We start from the raw sequence: 26,351 nt of genomic DNA, 5'->3' as shown, positions 1-26,351 counted from the left end.
AGACGCCATGAAGCGGCCTCTTGCCGTTGCGCTCGTCGCCGCCATGCTGGTGGCGCCGGTCGTTGCGCAGCAGCAGGAGCCGTTCGAGCCCGAGGGCTATCGCACCGACAACTATCGCGCGCCCGTGCCGGCGACGCTCGGCGGCGCGCGCGTGCTGTCGACGTCAGAAGCCGAGGCGATCTGGCACGCGAAGAGCGGCGCCTTCATCGACGTGCTGCCGCGCGCGCCGAAGCCGAAGAACCTTCCCGCGGGTACCGTCTGGCGCGAGGCGCCGCGCAAAAACATCCCGGGCAGCATCTGGCTGCCGGATACTGGCTACGGCACGCTGCCGCCCGCCATGGACGACTATTTCCAGCGCGGCCTCGCGCGTGCATCACACGGCGATAAGACCGCGCTGCTCGTGATCTATTGCCTGGCCGATTGCTGGATGTCCTGGAACGCCGCCAAGCGCGCGCTCGCGTATGGCTACAACGTCGCCTGGTATCCCGATGGCACCGATGGCTGGGAGCGCGCAAAGCTTCCTACTGAGGAGGCGCAGCCCGAGCCGCGGCCGGAGCAGTAGGCAAGCTGCATCACCTAGCGCAGGTGCGCTCCCTCGCCCCGTTCTTACGGGGAGAGGGTTGGGGTGAGGGGCCTTTCTCCTCAGATTGAACCCATCGAGGGACACTGTACCCCTCACCCGGAATCCGCGCAGCGCGCGAATTCCGACCTCTCCCCGCAAGCGGGGAGAGGTGAAGGCAACACTACTGCTTCTGCAACTTCGTCAGCGTGCCCGTGCCGTTATTGTCGGTCGCAGAGTAGCTCACCCGGTCGCCAGCATGGACGGCGTCGAGCATCGCGGCATCCTTGGCCTTGTACTGCTGGAGCGCGCCGGCGCCGCCTGCGCTGCCACCGACCGTGCCCTTCTGCGTCTGCTGGATCGAGATCGTACTGTTGAGCCGATCGATCCGGGTGACCATTCCGGTCAGATCGTCAGCGAATGCGCTGCTTGCGAGCATGCTGATGGCCGCAGCGCCTGCGAGGATGAATTTCGTGGTTCCCATCGAGGCCTCCCGATGCCTTGGATTACCCATCGACAAGACATCCTAGACCGATTTGGTTCCGGCATACAGCGCGGCGACAGGTTAATGACCGCAATGGAGGCGCGGGAACCGGCTGCAGGCGGTCAATGAGGCTGACTCTATTCCATTTCCTGCTGGATCACGCGTCCGAGCGCAAACAGCCGCTGGTCGATGGTCGTGGGAACCTCGCAAACGAACCGCACCACCTTGTGGCGGTCCTCGAAAATGCGGGTCTTCCAGATCAGCTCGTTGCTGAGCGCCTCGACTTTGGCCTCGTCGCGCGGCGTGGCGCCCTGGAGCGCCTGGAGCTGGACACTCTCCTCGCGGATCTTGTCGGCGGCTTCGCGCTGCTTGCGGCTGACGCGCTCCAGCCCGCTCATGACCTGCGAGCGCTGAGCGTTGAGCGTGTCGAACAGGCCTGCGAACAGCAGTTTCGCATTCGCGGTCTTGTCGGCCGCGGAGCCCGCCAAGAACTCCTTCACCAGCTTCTCGGCCTCGTCCAGCGGCGTCTTGCGTGCCGACAGTTTGGCGACCAGCGCGCTGACTTTGGCGTCGTCCTTCCACTTGTTCTGCACGTCGTCGAGCGAAGGACCAGCCCAGACGGCGGCGAGCGAAATTTCCGGCACTTTTGCCTGCGTGCAGGGCCAATCCGGATAACGCGGATCGGCCGCGCGTGCCGCCGTGCTCGCGGCTGCAAGCATCAGAGCGGCCATGGCCAGAACCCGAACCGTCATCCTTCGCCTCCCGCAGGGCCTCGTCGCGCCAGCCCGCGCGAGGGATCATAGGCATAGATCGCGCCGATCATGAAGGCGATTGTGCAGGTCGCGACCACCGCCAGCGAGATCCAGTTGATCTGTCCGTACAGCGCGAAGCGGATCAGCTCGACCGCATGGGTGAACGGATTGGCCTCGCAGACATAGTAGAGATAGGGGCTGCCCTCCTGCACCCGCCAGAGCGGGTAGAGTGCCGATGAAGCGAAGAACATCGGGAAAATGACAAAATTCATCACGCCGGCAAAGTTCTCCAGCTGCTTGATGCCGGAGGAGATCAGCATGCCCAGCGAGCCCAGCATCAGTCCGGACAGGATCAGTGCCGGCAGCACGGTGAGATAGCCTGATAGAGGAGGGGTGATGTCCCAGAACCAGGCGATCAGAAGGAACGCATAGACCTGGAGCAGCGACACCGCGGTGCCCGCGAGCAACTTGCAGAACAACAGGTAGCCGCGCGGCAATGGGCTTACCAGCAGCGTGCGCATGTTCCCCATCTCGCGGTCGTAGACCATCGAGAGCGAGGACTGCATGCCGTTGAAGAGCTGGATCATGGCCATCAGCCCGGGCGCGATGAAGACCTCGTAGAGGATGTAGGTCTCGTAGGGCGGGATGATGGAGATGCCGAGCACCTGGCGGAAGCCGGCGGCGAAGATGAACAGCCACACCAGCGGCCGCACCAGCGCCGAGACGAAACGCTCGCGCTGGTGCAGGAAGCGCAGTCCCTCGCGCCAGACGATGCCCGTGAGGCAGGTCATGTATTCGGCGGCGGAGAAGCCGCGTGGCGCCTCGCGCGTGGTGATGCTGCTCATGCGCCGCCGCCCGGCAGGGTCTGCGCGCCGGTCAGGCGCATGAAGGCGGTGTTGACGTCCTGCGCGCCGGCTTCCGCGACGACGCGGCTCATCGGTCCCTGCGCCAGCACCTTGCCCTGGTGCAGCACCACGAGATCGTCACCGGTCATGATCTCGTCGAACAGATGCGTGGCCCAGAGCACGCCGATGCCTTGCTCGCTCACGAGCTGGCGCACATGGCCGATGATGTCGGCGCGCGCCTTGACGTCGAGGCCGACGGTCGGCTCGTCCAGCAACAGCAGGCGCGGCCGGTGCAGCAGGGCGCGTGCGATCTCCAGCCGTCGCATCTGCCCGCCCGAGAGATCGCGCACTTTGCTGCCGGCGCGCTCGGTAAGCCCGATGCGGCCGAGCAGCTCGGCAGCTCGTGCAGCGGCCTCGCGACGGCTGATGCCGTGGAGTGCGGCGTGATAGAGCAGGTTCTGCGTCAGCGACAGATCGAGATCGAGCGTGCGCGGCTGGAACACGACGCCGAGCAACCGCAGCGCTTCGCCGGGGCTTTTGCTGATGTCATGGCCGAAAATGCTGACGCGGCCGGACTGGATGCCGAACAGCCGCGTGATCAGCGAGAACAGCGTGCTCTTGCCTGCGCCGTTGAGGCCGAGCAGGGCCGTGAAGCTCGCGGGCTGTACGTTGAAGGACACGTCCACCAGCGCGCGGCGCGGGCCATAAGCGTGGCTGACGCCGTCGATCGACAGCGCGGGCACGGCCGCCGGATCGGGCCTTGGTGTTTCGCGTTGTTCGGCGATGGGAGCAGGGCTGGTCATGGCGCGATCGTGATACCCCAAGGCAGTTCGCCCACCTGAATGGTCTTGATCACTTTTTGCGCGGCGACGTCGATGACGGAGACGTCGTTCGAGACGCCGTTGGTGGTGAGCAGAAATTTTTCGTCCGGCGTGAATGCCATGTGCCAGACCCGCTGTCCCACCAGCAGATACTTCGTCACCTTGCGCGAGCCGGTATCGACCACGGCGATGCGGTTGGCGGGACCGAGCGCGATGAAGGCGGTCTTGTCGTCCTTGGTCATGCCGATGCCGACGGGCTGGATCGCCTCTTTCCTCAACCCCGGAATCTCGAAATTGATCTTGCCGGTCACCTCGTGCTTGCGGGGGTCGATGATCGACACGGTGCCGCCGATCTCCGAGGACACCCACAATTCGGAAGCGTCGTGCTTGAATTCGGCAAAGCGCGGCCGCGCGTCGACCAGCACGTTGGCGACGATCCGGCGCGACGACGTGTCGATGAAATGCGCCATATTGGTGGTCTCGGACGTGTTGATCAGCGTCTTGCCGTCCGGGCTGATGGTCATGCCCTCGGGCTCGACGCCGACCTGGATGTCGCCAAGGCGGGCGCGCTTCTCGAGGTCGATCACGGTCACCGTGTTGTCGTTCTCGTTGGCGACATAGAGGACCTTGCCGGCGGCATCCTGGGCGAACAATTCAGGGTCCGGCCCGGAGGGCAGGCTGTCCACCACGGTTTGCGTCTTGGCGTCGATCATCTGGATGGTGTCGTCGTCGCCGACCGCGACCATCACGAACTTGCCGTCGCGCGTGAAATCGATGCCGCGCGGGCGTTGGCCGACCTTGATGGTCCTGGTCACCGTCCAGCTCTCGGTATCGATCACCGACACCGTGTTGCTCTTCTCGTTCGAGACATAGGCGACGAACGCATGCGCCGGCGCTGCCGCCAGTGCCAATCCGGACAGCAACCCAATGCGCCACGCGCGCAACGTCCAAGTCCTCACTTTAATGTCCTCACTTTAGCTTGCATTTGCTCTCCGGGCGGTCATAGCCGAGCGTGTCGAGCTCGGAGACCTGATGCAGGAAACCTTCCTGCGGAGACACCGACACCACCATTCGGCCGTCGACCAGCAGGATCGGCTGGCGCAGCTGCAGGTTCCAGTCGCGCAAGGTCAGCTTCGTGCCCTTGAAGGCGGCGACGGAGAAATCCGGCCCCTTGATGAAATCGGTGACCTTCTTGACGTCGCCGGAATTGGTGCGCGAGGTGGCCTCTCCGATCATGCGCACGGCCGTCCAAGCCTGCATGTCGAGCGCGGTCATGCGCCGCGCGTTCAGCTTGACGAACCGGTTCTGCATCTGGATCGCGCCCCACTGGTCCTGCGCGGCGTCCCAGCTGCGCGGCACCAGGCCGGCAGAGCCCGCGACAGGCCGCGGATCCCAGGTGCGATAGGGCAGGTAGGCGCCGAACACCTCGCTTTCGTCGGCGGCGACCAGCACGTCGTAGGCAGGTGCCTGTTGCGTGAATACCGGCATCTGGCGCTGGATCAGCGTCACGCCCGAGTCCGTGCGGCGCGCGCCGCCTTTGTCCTCGAAGCTGCGCTCCTGCACGATCTTGGCGCCGAACCGCGTCGCGGTGCGCCGGAGCGCATCGGCGAACAGTTTGTCCTCGTCGTGCGAGCCGACCACGAGCAGCCAGCGCTTCCACTGCTTCCACACCAGATATTGGCCGAGCGCATCGGCCAGCATTGCGCGCGTCGGCGCGGTGTGGATGATGTTGGCACGGCAATCGGCCTCGCGCAGCCGCTCGTCGATCGCGCCGGCGTTGAACAGCAGCGTGCCGCGGTCGCGCAGGGCGTCGGCGACCTTCAGCAGCGCGTCGGCCGGCAGGTCGGCGATGATGAAGCCGTTGCGTGCGGCGAGGTCGGTCGCGGCCTGCACGGCATCCTCGCCCTCTTTGATCCGGCGCTCCTCAAGCGTAAATCGCTGGTTGAGGAATTTGCCGGTGGTGTTGTTGTCCTCGATGGCCAGGCGTGCGCCGGCGACGCCGTCATTCTCCGCGGGCTGCTCGACCAGCGACAGCGTCGATCTGGTGCCGGCGATTCCGAGATAGCCGACGCCGATCATGACGGGGTCGGCCGCGAGCGCGCTCGTCGCTGCAAGACCCAGGCCGATCAGGCCGATCAACCATCGGATCATGTTTCCTCCAGATGTTCTCCCCGGCTTGACCGCCGATGGAGAATTGTCTCTGCTAAAGCATGACCGATTTGTCAGGGCATGCAACCCCGCATTTCGTCCTCACGCTGCCACGCCGGGAATCACGATCATGCGAGCGCTGATATGTTTCGCAGCTTTGTTGTTGACGGGCTCGGCCGCGCTCGCCGATCCGCCGAAACTCGCGGTATTCGACTTTGAACTGATCGACACCAGCCTGCCCGGCGAGTTCTATGGATCCAAGCCCGAGGAGGCGCGGCTCGAACTCATCAGCGAGCAGTTGCGCAAGGCACTGGTTGAGTCAGGCAGGTTCCAGCTGCTCGATATCGCGCCGATCCGGGATGCGGCCCGTCACAGCAATCTGCAGGCTTGCGGCGGCTGCGACCTCAAGCTTGCCGGGCAGCTGGGTGCCGATCTGGAAATCACCGGCATGGTGCAGAAGGTCTCGAACCTGATCATCAACCTCAACATCTACCTGCGCGACGTGAAGACCGGCAACATGATCACGGCCGCCAGTGCCGACATGCGCGGCAATACGGATGAATCCTGGACGCGCACGATGAACTATCTGATCCGCAACCGCTTGCTGGCACCGAATTACGGCAAGCCGTGAGGGGGATTTACCCCTTCAATCTCTCCGCATGCCAGTGCAGGTGATCGCCCATGAAGGTGGAGATGAAATAATAGCTGTGGTCGTATCCCGCCTGCAGTCGCAGCGTCAGCGGGATGTTGGCCTTGGCACAGGCCGCCTGCAGCAATTCAGGACGAAGCTGCTCCTTCAGGAAATTATCGGCCTCGCCGACGTCGACGAGGAAGCCTGAAAACTTCGCGCCGTCCTCGATCAGCGCCACCGTGTCGTGGCTGCGCCAAACGTCCTTGTTCGGTCCGAGATAGCCGGTCAGCGCCTTGATGCCCCAGGGCACGAGCGACGGCGCCACGATCGGCGCAAAGGCGCTGGCCGCGCGAAAACGGTGCGGGTTGCGCAGCGCCACCGTCAGCGCGCCATGGCCGCCCATCGAATGGCCCATCACCGATTGGCGCTTTGCATCGACTGGAAAATTCTCTGCCACGAGTTTCGGCAGTTCGTCGGTGACGTAGCTCCACATGCGATAATTGCGTGAAAACGGCGCTTCCGTCGCGTCGACATAGAAGCCGGCCCCAAGACCGAAATCATAGGCATTGTTGGCATCGCCCGGCACGTCGGGGCCGCGCGGTGAGGTGTCGGGCGCGACGAAGATCAGGCCGAGCTCGGCGCAGGCTTTGCGGAATTCGCCCTTCTCGGTGACGTTGGCGTGGGTGCAGGTGAGGCCGGAGAGATACCAGACCACGGGCAGTTTGGCGCTCTGCGCATGCGGAGGAACGTAGACCGAGAACGTCATGTCGGTTCCGGTCGCCTGGCTGGCATGGCGATACACGCCCTGCACGCCGCCATAGGATGTGTTGGTCGAGACAGTCTGGATCGTCATGCCGTTATGCTCCGTGGCATCACACCACATCAGGATTGCAACGCTTGTGTGACCGAATTCGTGGCGCCGTCAGGCCACGCCGCTGTCGATCGCCAGGCGCACCAGCTCGACAGAGGTTTTCACCCCGAGCTTCTGGCGCATGATGGACGAGGTGTTGGCGACAGTCTTGTAGGACGACTGCACCAGCCAGGCGATCTCGGATAGGCTCTTTCCGGCGCTGAGCAGCCGCAAAATCTCCATCTCGCGCGCGTTCAGCTTCGACAGCGGGCTTTGCGCCAGAGCGGGTCCGGCAAAGGCGATGCTGCGCGCGATCGCGCTCGGCAGATAGGTGCCGCCGCCGCCGACGGTGCGGATTGCCTCGACGAGATCGTCGGGGTCGCCGGTCTTGGAGACATAGCCCTTGGCGCCGCACTCGATCGCACGCGCGGCGAAAGCAGGGTCGTCGTTCATGCTGAACATGATGATTCGAGCCTCGGGCGCGCGCCCGAGGATGCGGCGCGCGAGCTCGAAGCCGGACACGGTCGGCAGGTTGATGTCGATGATCGAGAGGTCGGGGCGCTCGACGATGAAGACGCACTCGCCGTCTTCGGCGTCGGCGGCCTCCAAAATCTCGATCTCGCCCTCGTCCGCCAGCACGGCACGGCAGCCGGAGGCGACGATGGGATGATCGTCGACGATCAAAATGCGCATGGGCGTTCCTCGCGACAGCGTCTTGGCCTGTTTCGCGCCCGGCCGGGATTGCTGTACGCTTTCGATTAGATATCGGGCGCTTCGCCTCTGTCAACGTTATCGGACAGGCGCAGGCCAATCCTTCGCGGGGCGCGGGCGAGACCAATGTGGCAAAATCTATCCTTGCGCGGGCGCATCAACCTGCTGCTGGCGCTGCTGCTGGCGCTGGGACTCGCCGTCAATATCGGCCGCCAGGTCGCGGAAGCCGGACCGCGCGTGCGGGCCGAGGACCAGAGCGTGATCCGGCTCGCGCGCGAATTCATCGAAATGATCGTTGCTGATCTCAACGAGGCGCCCGATCCGGATGCGAGGCTGAACCAGATCGCGCGCGACCTCAGCCGTCTGCGCCATGTCAGCATCGCGCTTCGGGACGAAGCCGGCAGTCCGCTGACGCAGCCCCGGACCGACGCCGATGACGACACCCGCGCGCCGCCGGCCTGGTTCGTCAGCCTGGTTCATCCCGAGCAGACCGCGGTGAGCGTACCCGTCTCGATCCATGGCAAGCCGGGTTCGCTGCTGATCACCTCCCATCCCGATGACGAGATTGCCGAGATATGGGACGCCATCGTAACCCAGCTCGAGGTCGGCTCGGCGATCGCGCTGGCGCTGTTCCTGGTGATGATGAATGTGGTCGGCCGGGCACTGGCGCCGCTCCAGTCCTTGGCGGATGTGATGGCCGAGCTCGAAGACGGGCGCTATCAGGCGCGCGTCGCGCCGGGCGGCGCGCCGGAGCTCGCCGCGATCTGCACCAAGCTCAACCATCTTGCGGCAACGCTCAGTGACGCCATCGAGGACAAGCGGCGCCTTGCGGAGCGAACGGTGTCGCTCCAGGACGTCGAGCGCAAGGAGATCGCACGCGAGCTCCATGACGAGTTCGGGCCATATCTGTTCTCGCTGCGCGCGCATGCCAGCGCGCTGGCGAAGCAGGCGGACGGACGCGCCCCGAGTGCGGAGGCCGTGCGAAAACACGGCAGTGCCATGCTGGAGCAGATCAATGCGCTTCAGCAGTTCAATCGCCGCGTGCTGGAGCGCCTCCGTCCCGTCGGTCTGGCCGAGCTCGGCCTGCGCCAGGCACTGGAATCGATGTCGCGGCTGTGGCGGGAGTCGCATCCCGATGTCACTATCGAGACCGTGATCTCGCCGGCGCTTGGCGTCACCGGGGAGACCGCCGACCTCACCATCTACCGCATCGTGCAGGAGGCGCTCACCAACGTGTTCCGCCACGCCGGGGCGACCTCGGTCAATGTCGTCATCGAGCCGGTGACGCAGGCGGCAAGCGACGGCCGCAGCTGTGCCAGGGTGCGGGTCAGCGACAATGGCCGTGGCATGGAGCCGGGCCAGAAGCTCGGCTTCGGGCTCGTCGGCATGCGCGAGCGGATTCTCGCGCTGGGCGGCACGCTCAACGTCGTCTCCGGTGAAGGCGGTCTGACCGTCGAGGCGCTGGTTCCGACGGCGGCGGCCTGATCGCGTCGGGAAAAATTCCCGATTTGGTCGGGAAGATTGGTGCGGATACGGCCCGACCTTTTGTGGCTGGCGCAGTCATCGCTGCCGATTACACTCGTTTCGACCAACCGGCGAAAATCAAAACAGCCGGTGGTGACGGATGGGAAGGCTGGGATGGGCGATCGCGTTCGGTTCAAGCTTGGGTTCAATCGTCGTTTGTTGATGGCCTCGGTTTCGACCGGGCTGCTCTCCGTCTTTGCGATCCCCGCGTGGGCCGCGCCGGACGAGGAAACCAACGTCCAAAACCTGCCGCCGGTCGAGGTGACGGCGCCGCCGCCGTCAACGGCGCGGCGCACTGCGTCATCGCGTCCGGTCGCGCACATCGGAGCGCCGTCATCCGCGAGCCCCAGGACGCGCCTCTACGTCTACCCGACCGCGCCGGGTACCGGCAGAGGTCTTGACGTCGACAAGGTCCCGTCGGCGATCAACGCCGTCGACGCCAGCCAGATCAAGCGCACCGGCTCGATGAACATCACCGACGCGCTTCGCGACAACATCGCCGGCGTCAACATCAGCGAGGTCACCGGCAATCCGTTTCAGCCGGACATCGAATTCCGCGGCTTCGTTGCCTCGCCCGTGACGGGCACGCCGCAAGGCCTCGCGGTGTATCAGAATGGCGTCCGCATCAACGAAGCCTTCTCCGACGCCGTCAACTGGGATCTGATCCCGACCGCGGCGATCCGGTCGGTGACGCTCGTGACCAACAACCCCGCCTTCGGCCTCAACGCGCTGGGCGGCGCGATCAATTTGCAAATGAAGGACGGTTTCACCTATCAGGGCGCGGAGCTTGATCTCATGGGCGGCTCGTTCGGCCGCATCCAGGGCTCGGCGCAATGGGGCAAGACGGTCGACAAGAACTTCGGCGTCTATGCCGCGCTCGAAGGCTTGCACGACAGCGGCTTCCGCAATTTCTCCCAGTCGGACGTGCGGCGCTTCTACGGCGATGTCGGCTACAAGGCCGGCGACAGCGAATTCCACGCCAACATGGGCGTCGCCAAGAATGATTTCGGCGCCAGCGCCGCCGGTCCCGCCGAGCTGCTCGACAAATATTGGGGCGCGACCTACACGACCCCGCAGACCACTTCCAACCGCGTCGGCTATCTCAACCTGACGGGCAAGGTCGATGCGACGCCGACCTGGACGCTCGAAGGCACCGCCCATGTGCGCCGGTACGAGCAGAAGCTCGTCGACGGCAATCCGACCGACGCGCAGGAATGCACCGATCCGGGGCTCAGCGGCCTTCTTTGCTTCGGCGACGGCGCCACACCGGCCAACGGCGTGAACGGCCTGCCGCTTGCCAATCCTTTCGCGTCCGGGACCATCCTCGGCGAGATCGACCGCAGCTCGATACGCTCGACCACCTTCGGCGTCTCGGGGCAGGCCACCAACACCGATCAATTGTTCGGCCACGACAACCGCTTCGTGATGGGCACGACCTTTGACGCCAGTGTCACGCGCTACAACGCCACCGCCGAAATCGGGACGATCGGAGAAAACTACGTCGTCAGCGGCAGCGGCCTCTTCCTGGGGCCAACCGGCGTACCGGATACCGTTGCCGGCCCTGTCTCGCTGCGGACCGTCAACCAGTATAACGGCCTCTACGCAATGGACACGTTCAATATCACGGACGCCTTCGCTGTCACCGGCGGCGGCCGTTTCAACGTGGCGCGCATCACGCTGGAGGATCAGCTCGGGACCGATCTCAACGGCGATCACACCTTCACCCGCTTCAATCCGGTGATCGGCGGCACCTACAAGATCACGCCGGAGCTGACGGCCTATGCCGGCTATTCCGAGGCCAACCGCGTTCCGACGCCACTCGAACTCGGCTGCGCCGATCCTGCCCGTCCCTGTCTCATTGCCGCGTTTCTCGTCTCCGATCCGCCATTGAAGCAGGTCGTGTCCAAGACCGTGGAGGCGGGTCTGCGCGGCAGCAGGGAGCTGAACATCGGCACGCTCGGCTGGAAGATCGGCGGCTTCCGCGCCACCAATTACGACGACATCGTCGCCGTTCCCGCAGTCGGCCGCACCGGCTTCGGCTATTTCTCCAACGTCGGCCGTACCAGGCGTCAGGGGCTCGAAGCCGAGGTCAACATCAAGTCGCCCACGCTTCAGTTTCAGGCGAGTTACGCGTTCGTCGACGCACGCTATCTCGATGCTTTCGCGCTCGGTTCCGAAAGCCCGTTCAGGGATACTGTCACCGAGACCATTCAGGTGCTGCCCGGCAACAAGCTCCCGGCGATCCCGCGCCATCGCGTCAAGGTCGGCATCGACTATGCCGTCACCGACGTCTGGAAAGTCGGCGGCAACGCGCTGTTCGTCTCCAGCCAATATCTGGTCGGCGACGAGTCCAACCAATATGCGAAGCTGCCGTCCTATACCGTGTTCAACCTGCACACGTCCTACCAGGTGACCAAGAACGTCCAGCTCTACGGCAAGATCGACAATATCTTCGACAAGCGCTACGCGACCTACGGACAGTTCTTCGACACCAAAGCCGTGCCCAACTTCACCAATGGCGGTGCCGAGTTCACCGACCCGCGCTCGCTCAGTCCGGCAAGGCCGCGCGCCTTCTATGCGGGGATGCGGGTGACGTTCTGATCTGGCTCGGTAAGCCCGGGGGCTGGCGCGGGGTGGCGCCGCCCGGAACCGCGTGTCACGCCGGCTCTGTTCTACCTCAAGCCGATTGACTCATTGTTCATGTTTTGTTCTTATGTTGCTCGTCCAGCCAAGGGAGCGAGCCATGGACAACCGCATCAACGAAATCCGCAGGATCATCAGGGCGTTACGAGTCAGCATGCGTGAGGCCGAGGCGATCATGCATGAGCAGATCAACAGGGACGAGGATTGCAGCTTCGTCGCAGGCGAAGTCATGAAGATGCGCACAGTGATGAGCGGCCTCGTTCAGGAGCGGGCCGCGCTCGGAGACACCGACCCGATCGTCGTCGCCAGCCTCTTCGTTCCCCGCCGTCGGCCGATGCCATCGCGCGTTGGTGGTGAGAAGCACCGCCTTGTTCCGCCGCGAGAGATGGCACGGGCATGAAGGGGGAGAGGCCGACCTACTTCTCCGACATGCAGGAGCCCCCGGAATTTCTGAAGGCGCTCCATCATGCGCGGCGCCTGTCCTGCCTCGAGGGCTGGTGCCGCATGCACATCGAGGCCATCCAGGTTGCGATTGATCAATACGCGGAAGCGGCTCTCGGTAACCGGGAGTTCTTCCTCAACAAGCCGCACAGCATCGGCGAGAGTCGGAGAAGCGGTGATGTGCCGTAACAGCGGCGCATGTCGGCGTATCGACCTTTGACACGTCCGATGATCCCGCGCGCCGGCGAAGCCCGGCGTCGCGTTGTTTTTACCGATCGGAAACCATAGCGAATGATCCTAAAATTGTAACGAAACGACTTGGCTGTCTCTGCGTCGGTTTGTCGGAGGGCCCGTCCGATGACAGAGCACCAGTTGAGAGAGCAGGAATTTCAGATCGCGCGTTACCGGCGTTTGGAGCGCGAAGTGACCGATCCACTTGCCGCGTGTCTGCTTCACAGCATCATCGAGGACCTGGAAGCCGAGCTGCGCAGGGATAGCCAGGATTGGCACGGGCCGCGCGATTAACGCTTTGTTAGCGCTGATCGTGTGGATGATGCGCGAGGGAATACCGGGAGACTGCTCCCATGCTGAAGGACGGCACCTACGCCGCCTGGTACAAGACACCGCTCGATCAGGGGACCGGGATCGTCCACGTCGCAGACGGACAGATCTGGGGCTGCGACAGCCTGATGACCTATCACGGCTCTTGCAAGATCGACGGAGATCGCTTCACCGCCACCGTGTCGACGAAGCGCCACACCGACGGACGCGCAACGATGTTCGGCGTCGATGATGAGCTCACGCTGGATATCGAGGGAAACTGCCCGGGCAAGGTCGCGACCTACACGGCGACGGCAGTGCAGGTGCCGGGAATGGTCCTCCAGGGTACGCTGATTCTGACGGAACAGCAGACGCCCGCACCTGAACGAAGCCGGCAGATGCCGCCGTTCAATCCCGACAAGCTGCCAAAGTTGCCGAAGCGCTCGCGCTGATCGCGGAAGCCACCGTCATCAAGCAGATCACTGCGAATACGAAAGCTGATCTTCCGTGACGACTCGCTCGATTTTCTCCGACTTGCACTTGATGCGGTATCGGAGACGTCCATCGGCCTCGATGGGCATATGCTGGACGATGGTGTAAATCATCGGTGGCTCAGTTGCGGCACGTCCTTGCGGGCCTTGCGGCTGGTGGCGAACGTCTTCATTCAGCTTGTAGGCATACGACATATATCTACCTCGAAATTCACAGTGGCTCTGACGCGGGGTCAGTCGTTGTATCCCTGGCAGGACAGGCGCTTGGTCAAGCGGAAGAGGTCACCACAGTCCCATGCGGTCAAATCGCGTCATAAGTCAGTCGTTCCCTTGCTTGACCGGTGCAGACAGACAATCGCCCAGAGCGGAGCGGCGATGGCGCACCATACGCCATATTTGCGAACTTTGGTCGTAATTTCCGAGCGGTTTATGGCATTCTGTGAGCCTACGGGCCTTCGTATCGAGGGAACTGACAACTTCCTCGCCGGATTGGGCTGGAATTCAAATCACGGCGGGGCTGGTATTTCGGCTTTGGGGTAGCTCTGCCGACGATCGCCGTGGCCCCTTTCGGACAACTTTGTCGCATTCTGCAATCCTGCATCCTCGGCCCTCGGCTCGCCCGCTTCTCAAACGACCCGCGATTCGCCATGGTGCCGCCGCAAGAGCATCACCCCGGAGCAGGATCAATGTCGGACAAGGTCTCGCGTCGCCAGTTCGCCACGCTGGCGGGATTGTCCGCAGCCGGAATCGCCAATCCTCTCGAGGTCGCGGACGCCAAGCCCGCATCGCCGCCGCGGAACGTGGACGGCTTTCCGGCGGGCTTCGTCTGGGGCACGGCGACTTCGTCCTATCAGGTCGAGGGTGCGGTCAACGAGGACGGGCGAGGGGCCTCGATCTGGGACAAGTTCGTTCGCATCCCCGGCAAGATCGAGGACGGCACCACCGGCGACCGCGCCAACGAGCACTATCACCGCTACAAGGAGGACATCGCGCTCATCAGGGAGCTCGGTTGCAAGGCCTATCGCTTCTCGGTGGCCTGGCCGCGGCTGTTTCCGGACGGCGACGGCAAGCCCAACCCGAAGGGACTCGACTTCTACAACCGCCTGGTCGACGAACTCCTCAAGAATGGTATCGAGCCGTGGCTGACGCTCTATCATTGGGACCTGCCGCAATCGCTCCAGGACCGGTTTGGCGGCTGGCGATCGACGGAGACCTGCAGGATCTTCGGTGATTACGCGGCCTATGTCGCCGAGCACCTGACCGATCGCGTCAAGAACGTCTTCACACTGAACGAGAGCGGTCGCTTCGTCCATTTCGGCTACGGCATCGGCATCGACGCGCCGGGCGTGACGCTGCCACAAGCCGAGGTCAATCAGATCAGGCACAACAGCGCGCTCGCGCACGGGCTCGCGGTGCAGGCGGTGCGCGCCCATGGCCGCCGCGGCACCAGGGTGGGACCGGCCGAGAACATCGATGCCTGCGCGCCCGCGATCGACACGCCGGAGAACGTCCGTGCCGCCGAGATCGCGCTGCGCGAGATGAACGCGGGCTATCTCAACGTCATCATGACGGGCCAGTATACCGACGCCTTCCTGAAGTTCGCCGGGCGCGCTGCGCCGAAATACACCGATGCGGAGCTGAAGATCATCTCTTCGCCGGTCGATTTCCTCGGCCTCAACATCTACGCGCCACAGAACTACGTGGTGGCCTCCGACCAGGGCGCGGGCTTCATGCCGCTGCCGATGCCGAAATCGTTCCCGCACATGAATTCGGACTGGCTGCGCGTCGGCCCCGAGACGATCTACTGGGTGCCGAAGCTGGCGGCGAAGATCTGGAAGACAGATGCGATCTATATCAGCGAGAACGGCACCTCCGGCGACGACGTCGTGACGCCCGACGGCAAGATCTACGACACCGACCGCATCATGTATTTGCGCAACTACCTCGCCCAGCTCCAGCGCGCTACCGCCGAAGGCGTGCCGGTGCGCGGCTATTTCCTCTGGAGCCTGATGGACAATTTTGAATGGGTGTTCGGGCTCAACAAGCGCTTTGGGCTCTACCACGTCAATTTCGACACCCAGGTGCGCACGCCGAAACTCAGCGCAAGCTTCTACCGCAACGTGATCGCGAAGAACGCGGCGGGGGCGTAGCGGCGTCTCTTCGCCTCTCCCCGCTTGCGGGGAGAGGCCGGATTTTACGCGCAGCGGAAAATCCGGGTGAGGGGGAGTCTCCGCGAGTCCGTCTGTCACCGTCTTTGTTGAGACAGCCCCTCACCCCAACCCTCTCCCCGTAAGAACGGGGAGAGGGAGTGCAGCGCCGCGCATTGACTCCACTCTCTGCCTTATTCAAAACCGTCCTCAACCACTCATAACAAGAGGACACGCCAATGACCGACGCACTCATCATCGATGCCTGCCGAACCCCGCGGGGCGTCGGCAAGGCCGGCAAGGGGGCGCTCTCCGGCATTCATCCGCAGCAGCTCGGAGCAACCGTGCTGCGTGCGCTGGCGACGCGCACCGGCATCGACACCGCCGACGTCGACGACATCATCTGGGGCTGCAGCGCGCAGGTCGCAACGCAAGGCGGCGATCTCGGCCGCATGTCGGCGCTGGACGCCGGCTACGACGTGCGCGCCAGTGCCGTGACGCTCGACCGCTTCTGCGGCTCCGGCATCACCAGCGTCAACATGGCCGCAAGCTCGATCATGGCGGGCGCGGAAGATCTCGTCGTCGCCGGCGGCTGCGAGATGATGTCGATGGAAGGACGCCGCGGCGGCGGCCCGATGATGATGGACAACGGCAATCTGCGCCTGCGTGCGCAGCATCCGCAGTCGCATCAGGGCGTCTGCGCCGACGCGATCGCGACGCTGGAGGGCATCACGCGCAGGGACGTCGACGCGCTCGGCCTCGAAAGCCAGAAGCGTGCCGCGCATGCGATCGCGAACGGCCACTTCAAGAAGAGCCTCGTGCCGGTGCATCGCGAGGACGGCAGCCTCGCGCTCGACCATGAAGAATATCCGCGGCCGCAGACCACGATGGAAGGGCTGAGCGCTTTGAAGCCTGCATTCCCCGCGGTCGCCGACCATGCGCTCGACGACAAGGGCACGACCTATCGCGGTCTGATCCTGCAGAAGTACCCCGACCTCGAGATCGATTTCATGCACCACGCCGGCAATTCGTCCGGCGTCGTCGACGGCGCCGCCGCGATCCTTCTGGCGTCGCCCGCTTACGCCAGGGCGCACGGCCTGAAGCCGCGCGCCCGCGTCGTCGCAATGGCGAACATGGGGGACTCGCCGACGCTGATGCTGAACGCGCCGGTGCCGGCCACGCGCAAGGTGCTGGCGAAGGCGGGGTTGACCATCGACGACATCGACCTGTTCGAGATCAACGAGGCTTTTGCCGTGGTTGCGGAAAAATACATCCGCGACCTCCGGCTCGACCGCGCCAAGGTCAACGTCAATGGCGGCTCGATCGCGCTCGGCCATCCCATCGGCGCCACCGGCTCGATCCTGATCGGCACCGTGCTCGACGAGCTCGAACGGCGCGGCTTGAAGCGCGGTCTCGTCACCATGTGCGCGGCCGGTGGCATGGCCCCGGCCGTCATCATCGAACGTATCTAGCGCGAGCGAAGCTCGTCGCGCTCCTTAGAAATAAGGGAGAGAAAGTACCCGCCATCGCCGCATCACGACGATCTAGCCTTATTTTTCAGGGTGAATCGCGGCCGGCTTTCGACAAAGAGGCCGGTCGTCGCTTGTCGAAAGCATCGAATCAGCTTTAGCAAGGCTGCGTGCGGGCCTTTGAAACAAGGTAAAATCCGCTGCCTGAGGCTTCTCCCGCTCCGGAAGTGGCTAAAAAGCAGGGTTTTTTGCCACAGAGGGCCAAAAAAGCCCGTAAAACCCCGACAAAACTGTGCAGAAGGCTATAGGCCTTCACCGGTTGGTCTAATATGCAGCCGTCAACGAATCAGAGGAGACACGATGGCCACCCAAATGTCGAAATCGCAGCTGATCGAAAAGATCGCGACCACCACCGAGCTTTCCAAGCGTGACGTCAAGAGCGTCATGGAGACGCTGACCGACGTCGGTCACAAGGAGCTCAAGAAGAACGGCCTGTTCCTGGTGCCGGGCTTCGCCAAGTTCGTGGTCATCAAGAAGCCCGCGACCAAGGCGCGCAAGGGCACCAACCCGTTCACGGGCGAAGAGATGATGTTCAAGGCCAAGCCGGCCCGCAAGATCGTCCGCGCCCGCCCGGTCAAGGCCGCCAAGGACGCCGTGGGCTAACAACGCAAAGGCCCCCTCGCGTGGAGGGGGCCTTTTGTTCGGGGCTGTCGCGAGGACTTGAGACGGAGGGCTCAACCCTTGCGGCGCTTCGCGCGGACCGGGATCGGCTGAAGCCGCGGTCCTGATGCCGCCAGCGCATCGCGAACCCCGTCGATGGCGCGATCGAGCAACTGGCGCAGCCGTTGCGTTGTCCGCGATCGCTTCGCTCTTTCCAGCAGTTTTTTCATCGCATTCACTCCGCCGCTTCGATCTTGGCCTCGATCTTGGCCTCGGCCGGCTCGAGCGCCGCGGCGATGGCTTCGTCGACGCGCTCAAGCCAGATGAATTCGAGGTTATCCCGCGCGCTCTGCGGAATGTCGTCATAGTCTCGCTTGTTGCGCGCCGGCAGCATCACCCGCTTCAGGCCAGCGGCCGCAGCCGCCACCACCTTCTCCTTGATGCCGCCGACCGGCAGCACCAGGCCGCGCAGCGAGATCTCGCCGGTCATGGCGGTGTCGCTGCGCACCGTGCGATTGGTGAGCAGGGACGTCAGCGCCGTGAACATCGCGACGCCCGCGCTCGGCCCGTCCTTCGGGGTCGCGCCTGCGGGCACGTGAACGTGGATGTCGCTCTTTTCGAACAGCTGCGGATCGATGCCGAGCTGCGTGGCCTTACTCTTCACCAGCGTCATCGCAGCCTGCACGCTCTCGCGCATGACCTCACCGAGCTGGCCGGTCAGGATCATGCCGCCGCGGCCTGATACTCGCGACGCCTCGATGAACAGAATGTCGCCGCCGACCGGCGTCCAGGCAAGGCCGGTGGCCACGCCTGGAATGCTGGTGCGCTGTGCGATCTCACCTTCAAAGCGCGGCTGGCCGAGCACGGTGCCGATATCCTTCGGCGTCACGACGACCTTGGCAGCCGTGCCCTCGGCGACCTGCACGGCAGCATGGCGGAACAGCTTTCCGATCTCGCGCTCGAGGTTACGCACGCCGGCTTCGCGGGTGTAGCCCTTGACCACCAGCTTCAGCGCTTCCGGCTCGATCTCGGCTTGCTCCGGCGTCAAGCCGTTGGCCTCGAGCTGCCGCCGCACCAGATAGCGCCGTGCGATCTCCAGCTTCTCATCCTCGGTGTAGCCGGCAAGGCTGATCAGCTCCATGCGGTCCAGCAGCGGACCGGGGATCTGGTCGAGCATGTTGGCGGTCGCGATGAACACCACGCGCGACAGGTCGAAGGGCACGCCCAGGTAATTGTCCCGGAACGTCCCGTTCTGCTCGGGGTCGAGCACCTCCAGCATTGCAGCGGAAGGATCGCCCTGCACGCCGCGGCCCATCTTGTCGATCTCGTCCAGCATCATGACGCAGTTGCGGGTACCGGCCTTCTTGATGCCTTGGATGATGTTGCCGGGCAGCGCGCCGATATAGGTGCGCCGATGCCCGCGGATCTCGGCCTCGTCATGCACGCCGCCGAGGCTGACGCGCACGAAGGGACGATCCATCGCGCGTGCGATGGACTGGCCGAGCGAGGTCTTGCCGACGCCGGGCGGTCCGACAAAGCACAGGATCGGCGCCTTGCCCTGCGGCGCCAGCTTGCGCACCGCCAGATATTCGATGATCCGGCTCTTGATCTTCTCCAGGCCAAAGTGGTCGGCGTCGAGGATGCGGCGCGCTTCCTTGATGTCGATCGGCTTCTCCGCAGGCAGCGCCCACGGCAGCTCGATCAGCCAGTCCAGGTAAGTGCGGACCATGCCGGCCTCGCCGGCGGCCTCCGGCATGCGCTCGTAGCGGCGCAGCTCCTTCTTCGCATGCGCGTCCGCCTCGGGCGGCATGTTGGCCTTGGCGATGGCGGCAGTCAGCTCGGCGACCTCGGCCGCCTTGCCGTCGCCTTCGCCGAGCTGGCGCTGGATGGTCGCCATCTGCTCGCGCAGGATCGCCTCGCGCTGCCGCTCGTCGAAGCTGGCGCGGGTCTGCTGGCCGATCTCGTTGCTGATGCGCAGCACCTCCAGCCGCTCGGCTAGATGCTTCGACACCTTCTCGACGCGCAGGGCGAGGTCGATGGTCTCCAGCACCTCCTGCTTGTCCTGCGGCTTGATGTCCATGAATGAGGTCGCCAGATCCGCCAGCGCGCCGGGCGCGGTGGTGCCCTGGAACATCGCGATCAGCTCGGGCGGCGCCTGCGGCAGCAGCTCGATCGCCTCGATGGCCTGGCGCTGCAGGTTCAGCCCGCGGGCCTCGATCTCGGGCGTGCTCGTGGTCGGCTCCGGAATCTGCTGGATCCGCGCGGCCGGGAACGGCGTCCCTGGCAGGAAGTCGAGGATGCGCGCGCGCTGCACGCCCTGGCAGACGATGTGATGGGTGCCGTCGGGCGCGGTGATGTAGCGCACGATGTTGGCGATGGTCGCGACCCGATAGAGGTCGTCCGGTCCGGGCTCCTCGGTCTCGGGGCTGCGTTGCAGGACGATGCCGACCGGCCGCTGCTCGCGCAGCGCCTGTTGCGCGGCGGCGACCGACTTCGGCCGCGCGATCGCGATCGGCGCGATGGCGCCGGGGAATAGCACCATCTCACGCACGGGAATGATGATCAGCGCGTCTTCGGGAATCTTCACGTCGGAATTGCTCTGGGGATTGGTCGGTGCGGTATTCATTGGTTCGGTGGCCATGATCGACCTCAGGATTTGGCGAGGCGCAGCGCGACGCAGCCGTCCATCACGAAGCGGCTGATGGCGTAGCGGCCAACAGGCAATGCAATGCGGCGCTCAAAACGCCCCTGCGGCAGTTCGAGCCGGTGGATGCGGGCGTTGCGAAGCTCCGGCGGAAGGGTGCGCTGGCCGGAGATGACGAGCACGCCGTCATGGATGACAGTCTCGACATTGTCGGGATTGACGCCGGGAAGCGCGACCAGGATCAGGAGCTCATGCTCGGTTTCGAGCACGTCGATCGGTGGCTCCCAGCAGGCGTCCTGCCGGCCGAACTGCTGGCGCAGCCGTTCGGCGCGCGTCAGCGAGTCCAGGGCTTCGGACAGCATCCAGTCGAGGGGATTTTTGGGTTGCATGATGCGGGCTCGGCGGTGGGGAACGCTGAATATGGGGCCGGTTCCCGAGAATTCCAGCCCGGCGGCGCGGAGGTGCCATGCGGATCGTGCGATCCGAAAACACAAGCGCCGCGGCCTTTGGGCCGCGGCGTTTCGTCGTCACGCCACGTGTGGCTCAGGCCGCTTGGCGGTATTCCTCTTCCGCCTCGAGGTTGATCACGGAGGTGGCAAGCTCGGTCAGCGTGTGATCGGTCGCCTCTTCCTCGTCCAGCGTCGCCTGGAGCAGCCTTGCAGCGTCCTGCATGCCGAGCTCCTCGGCCCAGGTGCGCAGCGTGCCGTAGCGGGAGATTTCGTAATGCTCGACCGCTTGCGCGGCTGCGAGCAGGCCGGCGTCGAGCGCAGGCGCGTTCTTGAACTCCTTCATGATCTCGGCGCCTTCGTCGGTGATGCCGTTGATCGCTTCGCAAGGCTTGCCGCGGGCCGGCTTGCCCAGCATCTTGAAGATCTGGTCGAGACGTTTGACCTGGCCCTGGGTCTCGCGCAAATGCTTGTTGAAAGCCGCCGCGAGCTCCTTCGAGTTGGCAGCCTTGGCCATCTTGGGCAAGGTCTTGATGATCTTGTTCTCGGCGAAATAGATGTCCTTGAGCGTTTCCAGGAATAGGTCGCTCAACATCTTCGGCGCCTGACGGGGGCGGCCCGTCGACGATTTCTTGGTTGTGCGCTTCTTCGCTTTCTTGGCCATAAATCCTCCTGTCGAGGTGACACGGGAAGGCATCGCCTTCCTCAATCCTCAGGCGATCCAAGCCTTTAGGTGAACGAAAGTTCCAAACGGCAAGCTCACTCGCCGCGTCGCTCAGGTCGGACGCTTGTAAGGATCTTCCTGGCGCTGCCGCTCCTCGGTGTTGCGGTCGAGCTGCGCGCGCTCGCGGCGCCGCAGGCGGCCCGCCTTCGCCACGCCGTAGACGAGGACCCCACCGAGCACGAAGGCTCCGATGAACCAGAGCCAGAGCAGGTTGCCCGAAAGGTGGCCCAGCAACATTCCAATTCCACTGTCGCTCATTGTGCATCTCCGGTGATTTTCAAAGCGGTTCTGCCGGGCTAAGTCAGTCCGCCAGCCATCGTTCCTGTGTCCAGGGAGCCCACCGAGACATGATTGATTTCTCCCTGTCCGCGTTCGTCACGTTGCTGCTGGTGGTCGATCCCGTGGGCCTTGCGCCCGCCTTCCTCGCCGCGACCGGAGGCATGCCCGACAAGACCAAACGCACCATCGCGCTACGCGCGCCGCTGATTGCGGCGTCGATCCTGGTGGTGATTGCCTTGATCGGAAACTGGCTGCTGCGCCAGCTCGGGATCGGCATCCCCGCCTTCCAGATCGCCGGCGGACTGCTGCTGTTCGGCGTGTCCTACCAGATGATCTTCGGCGACCGTCCGCATCGCGAGGCCCGCGAGGCCGACAAGGCGAGCTCCGAGCATGCCTCCGACGTCGCGGTATTCCCGCTGGCGATCCCGATGATGGCCGGTCCCGGCGCGATCGCGACCACGCTGCTCCTGACGGGCGATGCCGGCTACGGGCCGAGGCTCGCGATCATCATCGCGGTCGTCCTCGCCGTGTGCCTGCTCTGCATGCCCTGCTTTGTCTCCGCGAACATGATCGCGCGGAGCCTTGGGCGCACCGGCAACGCCGTCCTCTCGCGCGTGCTCGGCATGCTGCTCGCGGCCTATTCGGTGCAGTTCGTGATCAACGGCATCGCGGCGGTCCGGGCGAGCTTGTCATAGAGCCGCGACAATCTGTTAATGCGTTGATTTTCATGTTTATTTCATGATGCCATGAAGCGGCTGGCGGGATCGCGCGTGATCCGGTCCGCTTTCTCTTGCGCTGCCATATTGCTTGACGTACTCCCCGTCTGACAGGCGCCCATCGTCAGGAAATCGAGATGTCGATGACAGCGGACGAGCTCGACAAGAGAGAGGCCATCATCGGCGCCTGCCGCCGCATGAATGCGCTCGGCATCAACCAGGGCACCTCGGGCAATATCAGCGTCCGGCATGTGGACGGGCTTCTGATCACGCCGACCAGCGTGCCCTACGACGCCATGACGCCGGACCAGATCGTGTTCATGACGATGAACGGCTCGCACGCGCCCGATCAGAAGCCGTCCAGCGAGTGGCGCTTCCACCTCGACATTCTGAAGGCCCGGCCAGACGTCAACGCTGTCGTCCACGCCCATCCGACCTATTGCACCATCCTGGCGATCATGGGCCTGGAGATCCCGCCCGTGCACTACATGATCGCGGCCGCCGGCGGCGACAGCATCCGCTGCGCGCCCTATGCCACCTTCGGAACGGCAGAGCTGTCCGAACATGCCGTGCGGGCGCTGGAGGGCCGGCTTGCCTGCCTGCTCGACCATCACGGCATGATCGCGGTCGGCAAGTCGCTGGACAAGGCGATGTGGCTCGCCGTCGAGGTCGAGACGCTGGCGCGGCAATATCACGGCTGTCTCCAGATCGGAGAGCCGCCGCTGCTGTCGGGCGCCGAGATCGAGCGGGTCCGCCAGAGCATGTCCGGCTACGGCATGTCGGAAGAGTAGGGCGGGCCGAAAGTGTTCCTGCGGATCAGACATCTCGCCGACCGCAAGGGGACGAACCGTGTCATGGTTCGGCTGCGGGCGCTGCTGCGCAGCAACGAATTCTATCTGATCCCGCTGGCGCTGGTGATCGGCACGCTCGCCGGCGCCATCGTGACGCTGATGGCCGAGATTGCGCAGATTGCCCATATGGTGATCTACGGCATTCCCATCGACGTCCGCCTGTCCGCCAATACCAGCGTCAGTCCCTGGGCCGCGCTGATTGCGCCCGCGCTGGGCGGATTGGCGCTCGGTATCATGGAATGGTGGCGGCGACGGCTGAAGCTCTCCAGCGCGGTCGATCCGATCGAGGCGAACGCGCTGCGTGGCGGCAATCTGTCGATGCGCGACAGCGTGGTGGTGTCGAGCCAGACGCTGATCTCGAACGGCTGCGGCGCCTCCGTCGGCCTCGAGGCCGGCTATACCCAGATCGGCTCGGGCATCGCCTCGCTGCTCGGCAAGTTCTTCAATCTGCGCCGCAACGATCTGCGCCTGATTGTCGGCTGCGGCGCTGCTGCGGCGATCGCGGCCGCCTTCGGTGCACCGATCACCGGGGCCTTCTACGCCTGCGAGCTGATCGTTGGCGTCTATTCCGTCGGCAGCGCCGCGCCGATCCTCGCCGCCTCGCTCGCCGGTGCGCTGACCGCGCAATGGCTCGGCGGCGCGCCATACTCGCTCGAAATCCCCAAGGTGAGCGCCGTCGGCGTCGAGCAATATCTGGCGCTGATCGGGCTCGCGCTCGTCACCAGCGGCGTCGGCATCGCCGTGATGCGCTCGTCCTCGATGTTCGAGCGCCTGTTCAAATGGTTGCCGGTCTGGCTGCGCCCGGTGATCGGCGGGCTCATCGTCGGCGGCTTTGCGATTGTCACGCCGCAGGTGCTGGCGGCCGGCCACGGCGCCATGGTGCTCGATCTCTTTCACGACATGACGATCGGTCTGATTGCGCTGATCATCGCCCTGAAAGTGACGGCCTGCCTGATCTCGCTTGCCTCCGGCTTCCGCGGCGGGCTGTTCTTTGCCTCGCTGTTCGTGGGCAGCCTGATCGGAAAGTTCTTTTCCGCGGTGCTGCTCTTGATCAGCCCGAACTTCGTGATCGATCCGCTGGTGGCGATGCTGACGGGCATGGCGACCCTCGGTGTCGCCATCGTCGGCGGTCCCTTGACCATGTCGTTCCTCGTGCTCGAGATGACCCGCAACGTCGACGTCACCGCCGTGGTGCTCGCCGGCTGCATCGTCACCTCGATCTGCGTCCGCTTCATGTTCGGACACTCCTTCTCGACCTGGCGCCTGCATCTGCGCGGCGAGACCATCCGCAGCGCCAACGACGTCGGCTGGCTGCGCAACCTCACCGTCGAGCGGCTGATGCGCTCCGATGTCGGCAAGGTGCCGTCGACCACGACGATCGCCGCGGTCCGCCGCGAATTCGCGCTGGGCTCGCGGCCCGGGATCGTCATCGTCAACAATGCGGACGAATATGTCGGCCTCGTCCTGCTGCCCGATCTGTTCTCGGGCGACCTCGACACCATCGCCGACGAGATCCAGGTGATCGAGCTCGCCCGCCTGACCGAGATCGTGCTGATCCCGGAAATGAACGTGAAGTCGGCGATGGCGGTGTTCGACGAAGCGGAGGCCGAGATGCTGGCAGTGGTCGATTCCACCGACAGCCGCAAGGTGGTCGGCTTCCTCACCGAGACCTTCGCCCGGCGCCGCTATGTCGAGGAGATCGACAAGGCGACGCGCGGCGTACTCGGCGCGCTATCGTAAGGTCACGCGGAAGCGGGACGGCGTGCGTCATGCGCCGCCGTCCGCGCCTGCTATCGGCCTGGCGGCGAGGGAGCAGCGACAACGCAAGCCACGATCCGGCGGACCAGTGGCAGCACCATCAGCAACGTGGGAAAGGCGACCAGCCATGACAGCGCCCAGGCGCCCGGCCAGGTCGCGATGAACGCCGGCGTTGCGCCGAGGCTTCGAAGCGTGGAAATGACCGACACCACGGCCGTCATGAGGATGGACAGCACGAATGGCATCACGATCGGCGCATAGCGCGCCGGCAGTTTGCGAACCGCAATCATCTGATTTTCTCTTTGGAATAGAACGCGTCAGTCACGGTGAACCCAAGGATGGCATCGATCCCGACGGCGTCGGTTGATGCGTTGGTTCACGTAAAACGCTTACGGCGACCGAAAAGCGGTGCGTCTGTTCATTATCCGCTCATGTTGGATGGTGCAAGCTGGACTTGGACGTTCGGTTTACAATCGTTCAAAGCGTGGCAGATTGCCGCGATCACGAAACCATTTCAGTGGTTTGCGCATTAAGTCTTGTTCGATGATGTCGCTTTGAGCAGAACATGGGAAGGTCAAGATGAATAAGGGACCGATGATTTCTGCAGCCGGCCGCAACGTTGTGTTGGCAGCTTTCGCAAGTCTTGTTCTGATTTCGGCCTCTATCACGCCTTCGGCTGCCAACTCGCCCGCGCCTACCAAGTCCGCTGCTGCGGGCCCGGCCGCTCCGGCTGCGACCGATTTCAGCGCGGCTCGCCGTCACCGCTATTATCGACGGGGTCCGAACGCTGCAGGCCTTGCCTTCATGGGCGTGGCGGCAGGTCTGATCGGCGGCGCGATCGCAGAGAGCAGGCGCCAGGAGTACTACGAGGACCGCTATAATTACGGCCCCGGTCCTTACTACGGCGGCCAGGGATATTACGGCGGCGGTCCCTACTATGGTCCGCGTGGCTATTATCAGCCGTATTAGGCGCCTGTCCTCGCCGCAGCCTCGTTTCGCGCCAAGGGGCGGTGTTTTGCACCGCCCCTTGTTGCTTCTGCGCGAGGCGTCTCGTTGCGCGACCTGTGTCGCGGGCGCGTCAATCCCCTCCGGGAAAAATATTCCGCTTTACCGAAATTCGGAAATGGCGTATGCGTCGTGCATCCCGGCTCATCCTTGAGGGGCGATCTTGTGGTCGTCACGTTCGCGAGCCGGGCTTGCGGTGGACGCGGCAGCGT

The 26,351-nt window shown here is 64.3% G+C and carries 30 protein-coding genes; 15 read left to right on the top strand and 15 right to left on the bottom strand.

Going from position 1 to position 26,351, the window contains the following annotated elements:
- The first annotated feature begins 7 nt into the window (after positions 1 to 7).
- Positions 8 to 562, top strand: coding sequence for a PQQ-dependent catabolism-associated CXXCW motif protein (locus tag AC0L2F_RS30215; RefSeq protein ID WP_007612941.1), 555 nt, complete (start codon positions 8 to 10; stop codon positions 560 to 562).
- A 181-nt stretch (positions 563 to 743) separates the two neighbouring features.
- Here the strand turns inward: AC0L2F_RS30215 and AC0L2F_RS30210 are convergent, their stop codons facing one another.
- From AC0L2F_RS30210 to AC0L2F_RS30185, 6 genes are all read right to left on the bottom strand, one after another.
- The gene (locus tag AC0L2F_RS30210) at positions 744 to 1,043 is read right to left on the bottom strand and encodes a copper-binding protein (RefSeq protein ID WP_063995428.1); all 300 of its coding nucleotides are present in this window, start codon (positions 1,041 to 1,043) and stop codon (positions 744 to 746) included.
- Positions 1,044 to 1,180: 137 nt separating this feature from the next.
- Positions 1,181 to 1,795, bottom strand: coding sequence for a hypothetical protein (locus tag AC0L2F_RS30205; RefSeq protein WP_063995429.1), 615 nt, complete (start codon positions 1,793 to 1,795; stop codon positions 1,181 to 1,183).
- Entirely contained in the window at positions 1,792 to 2,640 is an 849-nt protein-coding gene (locus AC0L2F_RS30200) for an ABC transporter permease (RefSeq protein WP_473250882.1), read from the bottom strand. Before AC0L2F_RS30200 ends, AC0L2F_RS30205 begins: the two co-directional genes overlap by 4 nt.
- Entirely contained in the window at positions 2,637 to 3,443 is an 807-nt protein-coding gene (locus AC0L2F_RS30195; protein ID WP_473250881.1) for an ABC transporter ATP-binding protein, read from the bottom strand. The genes AC0L2F_RS30200 and AC0L2F_RS30195 overlap by 4 nt, the downstream gene beginning before the upstream one ends.
- Positions 3,440 to 4,420 (bottom strand): YVTN family beta-propeller repeat protein, encoded by a 981-nt coding sequence (locus AC0L2F_RS30190; protein WP_473250880.1) that lies wholly within the window; start codon positions 4,418 to 4,420, stop codon positions 3,440 to 3,442. Before AC0L2F_RS30190 ends, AC0L2F_RS30195 begins: the two co-directional genes overlap by 4 nt.
- Before the next feature lie 10 nt (positions 4,421 to 4,430).
- Positions 4,431 to 5,612, bottom strand: coding sequence for an ABC transporter substrate-binding protein (locus AC0L2F_RS30185; protein ID WP_473250878.1), 1,182 nt, complete (start codon positions 5,610 to 5,612; stop codon positions 4,431 to 4,433).
- A gap of 127 nt (positions 5,613 to 5,739) precedes the next feature.
- On the opposite strand from AC0L2F_RS30185, the gene AC0L2F_RS30180 reads away from it, so the two are divergent.
- Positions 5,740 to 6,240 (top strand): DUF3280 domain-containing protein, encoded by a 501-nt coding sequence (locus AC0L2F_RS30180; protein ID WP_007612923.1) that lies wholly within the window; start codon positions 5,740 to 5,742, stop codon positions 6,238 to 6,240.
- Positions 6,241 to 6,247: 7 nt separating this feature from the next.
- On the opposite strand, the gene fghA is transcribed toward AC0L2F_RS30180, so the two are convergent.
- The gene (gene fghA / locus AC0L2F_RS30175; RefSeq protein ID WP_473250877.1) at positions 6,248 to 7,093 is read right to left on the bottom strand and encodes an S-formylglutathione hydrolase; all 846 of its coding nucleotides are present in this window, start codon (positions 7,091 to 7,093) and stop codon (positions 6,248 to 6,250) included.
- A gap of 69 nt (positions 7,094 to 7,162) precedes the next feature.
- Entirely contained in the window at positions 7,163 to 7,783 is a 621-nt protein-coding gene (locus AC0L2F_RS30170) for a response regulator (protein WP_473250876.1), read from the bottom strand.
- 144 nt (positions 7,784 to 7,927) lie between these two features.
- Between AC0L2F_RS30170 and AC0L2F_RS30165 the strand changes: the two genes are divergently transcribed.
- From AC0L2F_RS30165 to AC0L2F_RS30140, 6 genes are all read left to right on the top strand, one after another.
- Positions 7,928 to 9,286, top strand: coding sequence for a histidine kinase (locus AC0L2F_RS30165; RefSeq protein ID WP_473250875.1), 1,359 nt, complete (start codon positions 7,928 to 7,930; stop codon positions 9,284 to 9,286).
- Positions 9,287 to 9,439: 153 nt separating this feature from the next.
- Complete coding sequence (locus AC0L2F_RS30160) at positions 9,440 to 11,926, top strand: TonB-dependent receptor (RefSeq protein ID WP_473250873.1); 2,487 nt, start codon at positions 9,440 to 9,442, stop codon at positions 11,924 to 11,926.
- Between the two features lie 142 nt (positions 11,927 to 12,068).
- Entirely contained in the window at positions 12,069 to 12,368 is a 300-nt protein-coding gene (locus tag AC0L2F_RS30155) for a hypothetical protein (RefSeq protein WP_473250872.1), read from the top strand.
- Positions 12,365 to 12,598, top strand: a complete 234-nt coding sequence (locus AC0L2F_RS30150; protein WP_063995436.1) for a hypothetical protein — start codon at positions 12,365 to 12,367, stop codon at positions 12,596 to 12,598. The genes AC0L2F_RS30155 and AC0L2F_RS30150 overlap by 4 nt, the downstream gene beginning before the upstream one ends.
- Before the next feature lie 168 nt (positions 12,599 to 12,766).
- Positions 12,767 to 12,934, top strand: a complete 168-nt coding sequence (locus AC0L2F_RS30145) for a hypothetical protein (protein ID WP_473250871.1) — start codon at positions 12,767 to 12,769, stop codon at positions 12,932 to 12,934.
- Positions 12,935 to 12,993: 59 nt separating this feature from the next.
- Positions 12,994 to 13,401 (top strand): hypothetical protein, encoded by a 408-nt coding sequence (locus tag AC0L2F_RS30140; protein ID WP_473250870.1) that lies wholly within the window; start codon positions 12,994 to 12,996, stop codon positions 13,399 to 13,401.
- A gap of 27 nt (positions 13,402 to 13,428) precedes the next feature.
- Here the strand turns inward: AC0L2F_RS30140 and AC0L2F_RS30135 are convergent, their stop codons facing one another.
- Complete coding sequence (locus AC0L2F_RS30135) at positions 13,429 to 13,635, bottom strand: hypothetical protein (protein ID WP_007601421.1); 207 nt, start codon at positions 13,633 to 13,635, stop codon at positions 13,429 to 13,431.
- A gap of 491 nt (positions 13,636 to 14,126) precedes the next feature.
- Here AC0L2F_RS30135 and AC0L2F_RS30130 point away from each other — a divergent pair, with 491 nt between their 5' ends.
- The 3 genes from AC0L2F_RS30130 (at position 14,127) to AC0L2F_RS30120 (ending at position 17,719) form a co-directional block, all read left to right on the top strand.
- Positions 14,127 to 15,590 (top strand): GH1 family beta-glucosidase, encoded by a 1,464-nt coding sequence (locus AC0L2F_RS30130; protein ID WP_473250869.1) that lies wholly within the window; start codon positions 14,127 to 14,129, stop codon positions 15,588 to 15,590.
- Between the two features lie 236 nt (positions 15,591 to 15,826).
- Positions 15,827 to 17,059 (top strand): acetyl-CoA C-acetyltransferase, encoded by a 1,233-nt coding sequence (locus tag AC0L2F_RS30125; protein ID WP_063995438.1) that lies wholly within the window; start codon positions 15,827 to 15,829, stop codon positions 17,057 to 17,059.
- 357 nt (positions 17,060 to 17,416) lie between these two features.
- Positions 17,417 to 17,719: an HU family DNA-binding protein gene (locus tag AC0L2F_RS30120; protein WP_007601427.1), complete on the top strand. Its 303-nt coding sequence runs from the start codon at positions 17,417 to 17,419 to the stop codon at positions 17,717 to 17,719.
- A gap of 71 nt (positions 17,720 to 17,790) precedes the next feature.
- On the opposite strand, the gene AC0L2F_RS30115 is transcribed toward AC0L2F_RS30120, so the two are convergent.
- The 5 genes from AC0L2F_RS30115 to AC0L2F_RS30095 all read right to left on the bottom strand — a co-directional run bounded on the left by AC0L2F_RS30115 (position 17,791) and on the right by AC0L2F_RS30095 (position 21,788).
- The gene (locus tag AC0L2F_RS30115; protein WP_167552295.1) at positions 17,791 to 17,946 is read right to left on the bottom strand and encodes a hypothetical protein; all 156 of its coding nucleotides are present in this window, start codon (positions 17,944 to 17,946) and stop codon (positions 17,791 to 17,793) included.
- Between the two features lie 5 nt (positions 17,947 to 17,951).
- Positions 17,952 to 20,357, bottom strand: coding sequence for an endopeptidase La (lon, locus tag AC0L2F_RS30110; RefSeq protein ID WP_473250868.1), 2,406 nt, complete (start codon positions 20,355 to 20,357; stop codon positions 17,952 to 17,954).
- Positions 20,358 to 20,365: 8 nt separating this feature from the next.
- On the bottom strand, positions 20,366 to 20,749 hold the full coding sequence (locus tag AC0L2F_RS30105; RefSeq protein ID WP_007612908.1) for an Hsp20/alpha crystallin family protein: 384 nt from the start codon (positions 20,747 to 20,749) through the stop codon (positions 20,366 to 20,368).
- Between the two features lie 154 nt (positions 20,750 to 20,903).
- Positions 20,904 to 21,470 (bottom strand): YciE/YciF ferroxidase family protein, encoded by a 567-nt coding sequence (locus tag AC0L2F_RS30100; RefSeq protein ID WP_473250867.1) that lies wholly within the window; start codon positions 21,468 to 21,470, stop codon positions 20,904 to 20,906.
- Positions 21,471 to 21,581: 111 nt separating this feature from the next.
- Positions 21,582 to 21,788, bottom strand: coding sequence for a hypothetical protein (locus AC0L2F_RS30095; protein ID WP_007612900.1), 207 nt, complete (start codon positions 21,786 to 21,788; stop codon positions 21,582 to 21,584).
- 89 nt (positions 21,789 to 21,877) lie between these two features.
- Between AC0L2F_RS30095 and AC0L2F_RS30090 the strand changes: the two genes are divergently transcribed.
- From AC0L2F_RS30090 to AC0L2F_RS30080, 3 genes are all read left to right on the top strand, one after another.
- Positions 21,878 to 22,504 (top strand): MarC family protein, encoded by a 627-nt coding sequence (locus AC0L2F_RS30090; RefSeq protein ID WP_473250866.1) that lies wholly within the window; start codon positions 21,878 to 21,880, stop codon positions 22,502 to 22,504.
- Between the two features lie 158 nt (positions 22,505 to 22,662).
- Positions 22,663 to 23,316, top strand: a complete 654-nt coding sequence (locus tag AC0L2F_RS30085) for an L-fuculose-phosphate aldolase (protein ID WP_473250865.1) — start codon at positions 22,663 to 22,665, stop codon at positions 23,314 to 23,316.
- A 12-nt stretch (positions 23,317 to 23,328) separates the two neighbouring features.
- A complete protein-coding gene (locus AC0L2F_RS30080; RefSeq protein WP_007601437.1) occupies positions 23,329 to 25,116 on the top strand; it encodes a chloride channel protein in 1,788 nt (595 codons plus the stop codon).
- A gap of 50 nt (positions 25,117 to 25,166) precedes the next feature.
- On the opposite strand, the gene AC0L2F_RS30075 is transcribed toward AC0L2F_RS30080, so the two are convergent.
- Positions 25,167 to 25,424 (bottom strand): DUF2798 domain-containing protein, encoded by a 258-nt coding sequence (locus tag AC0L2F_RS30075; protein WP_473250864.1) that lies wholly within the window; start codon positions 25,422 to 25,424, stop codon positions 25,167 to 25,169.
- Positions 25,425 to 25,713: 289 nt separating this feature from the next.
- Between AC0L2F_RS30075 and AC0L2F_RS30070 the strand changes: the two genes are divergently transcribed.
- Complete coding sequence (locus AC0L2F_RS30070) at positions 25,714 to 26,103, top strand: hypothetical protein (protein ID WP_473250863.1); 390 nt, start codon at positions 25,714 to 25,716, stop codon at positions 26,101 to 26,103.
- Positions 26,104 to 26,351 lie beyond the last annotated feature (248 nt).

The organism is Bradyrhizobium sp. Ken64 (assembly GCF_055807555.1).
Note: the sequence above shows the minus strand (reverse complement) of the source record. Positions and strands in the feature narration are given on the sequence as shown.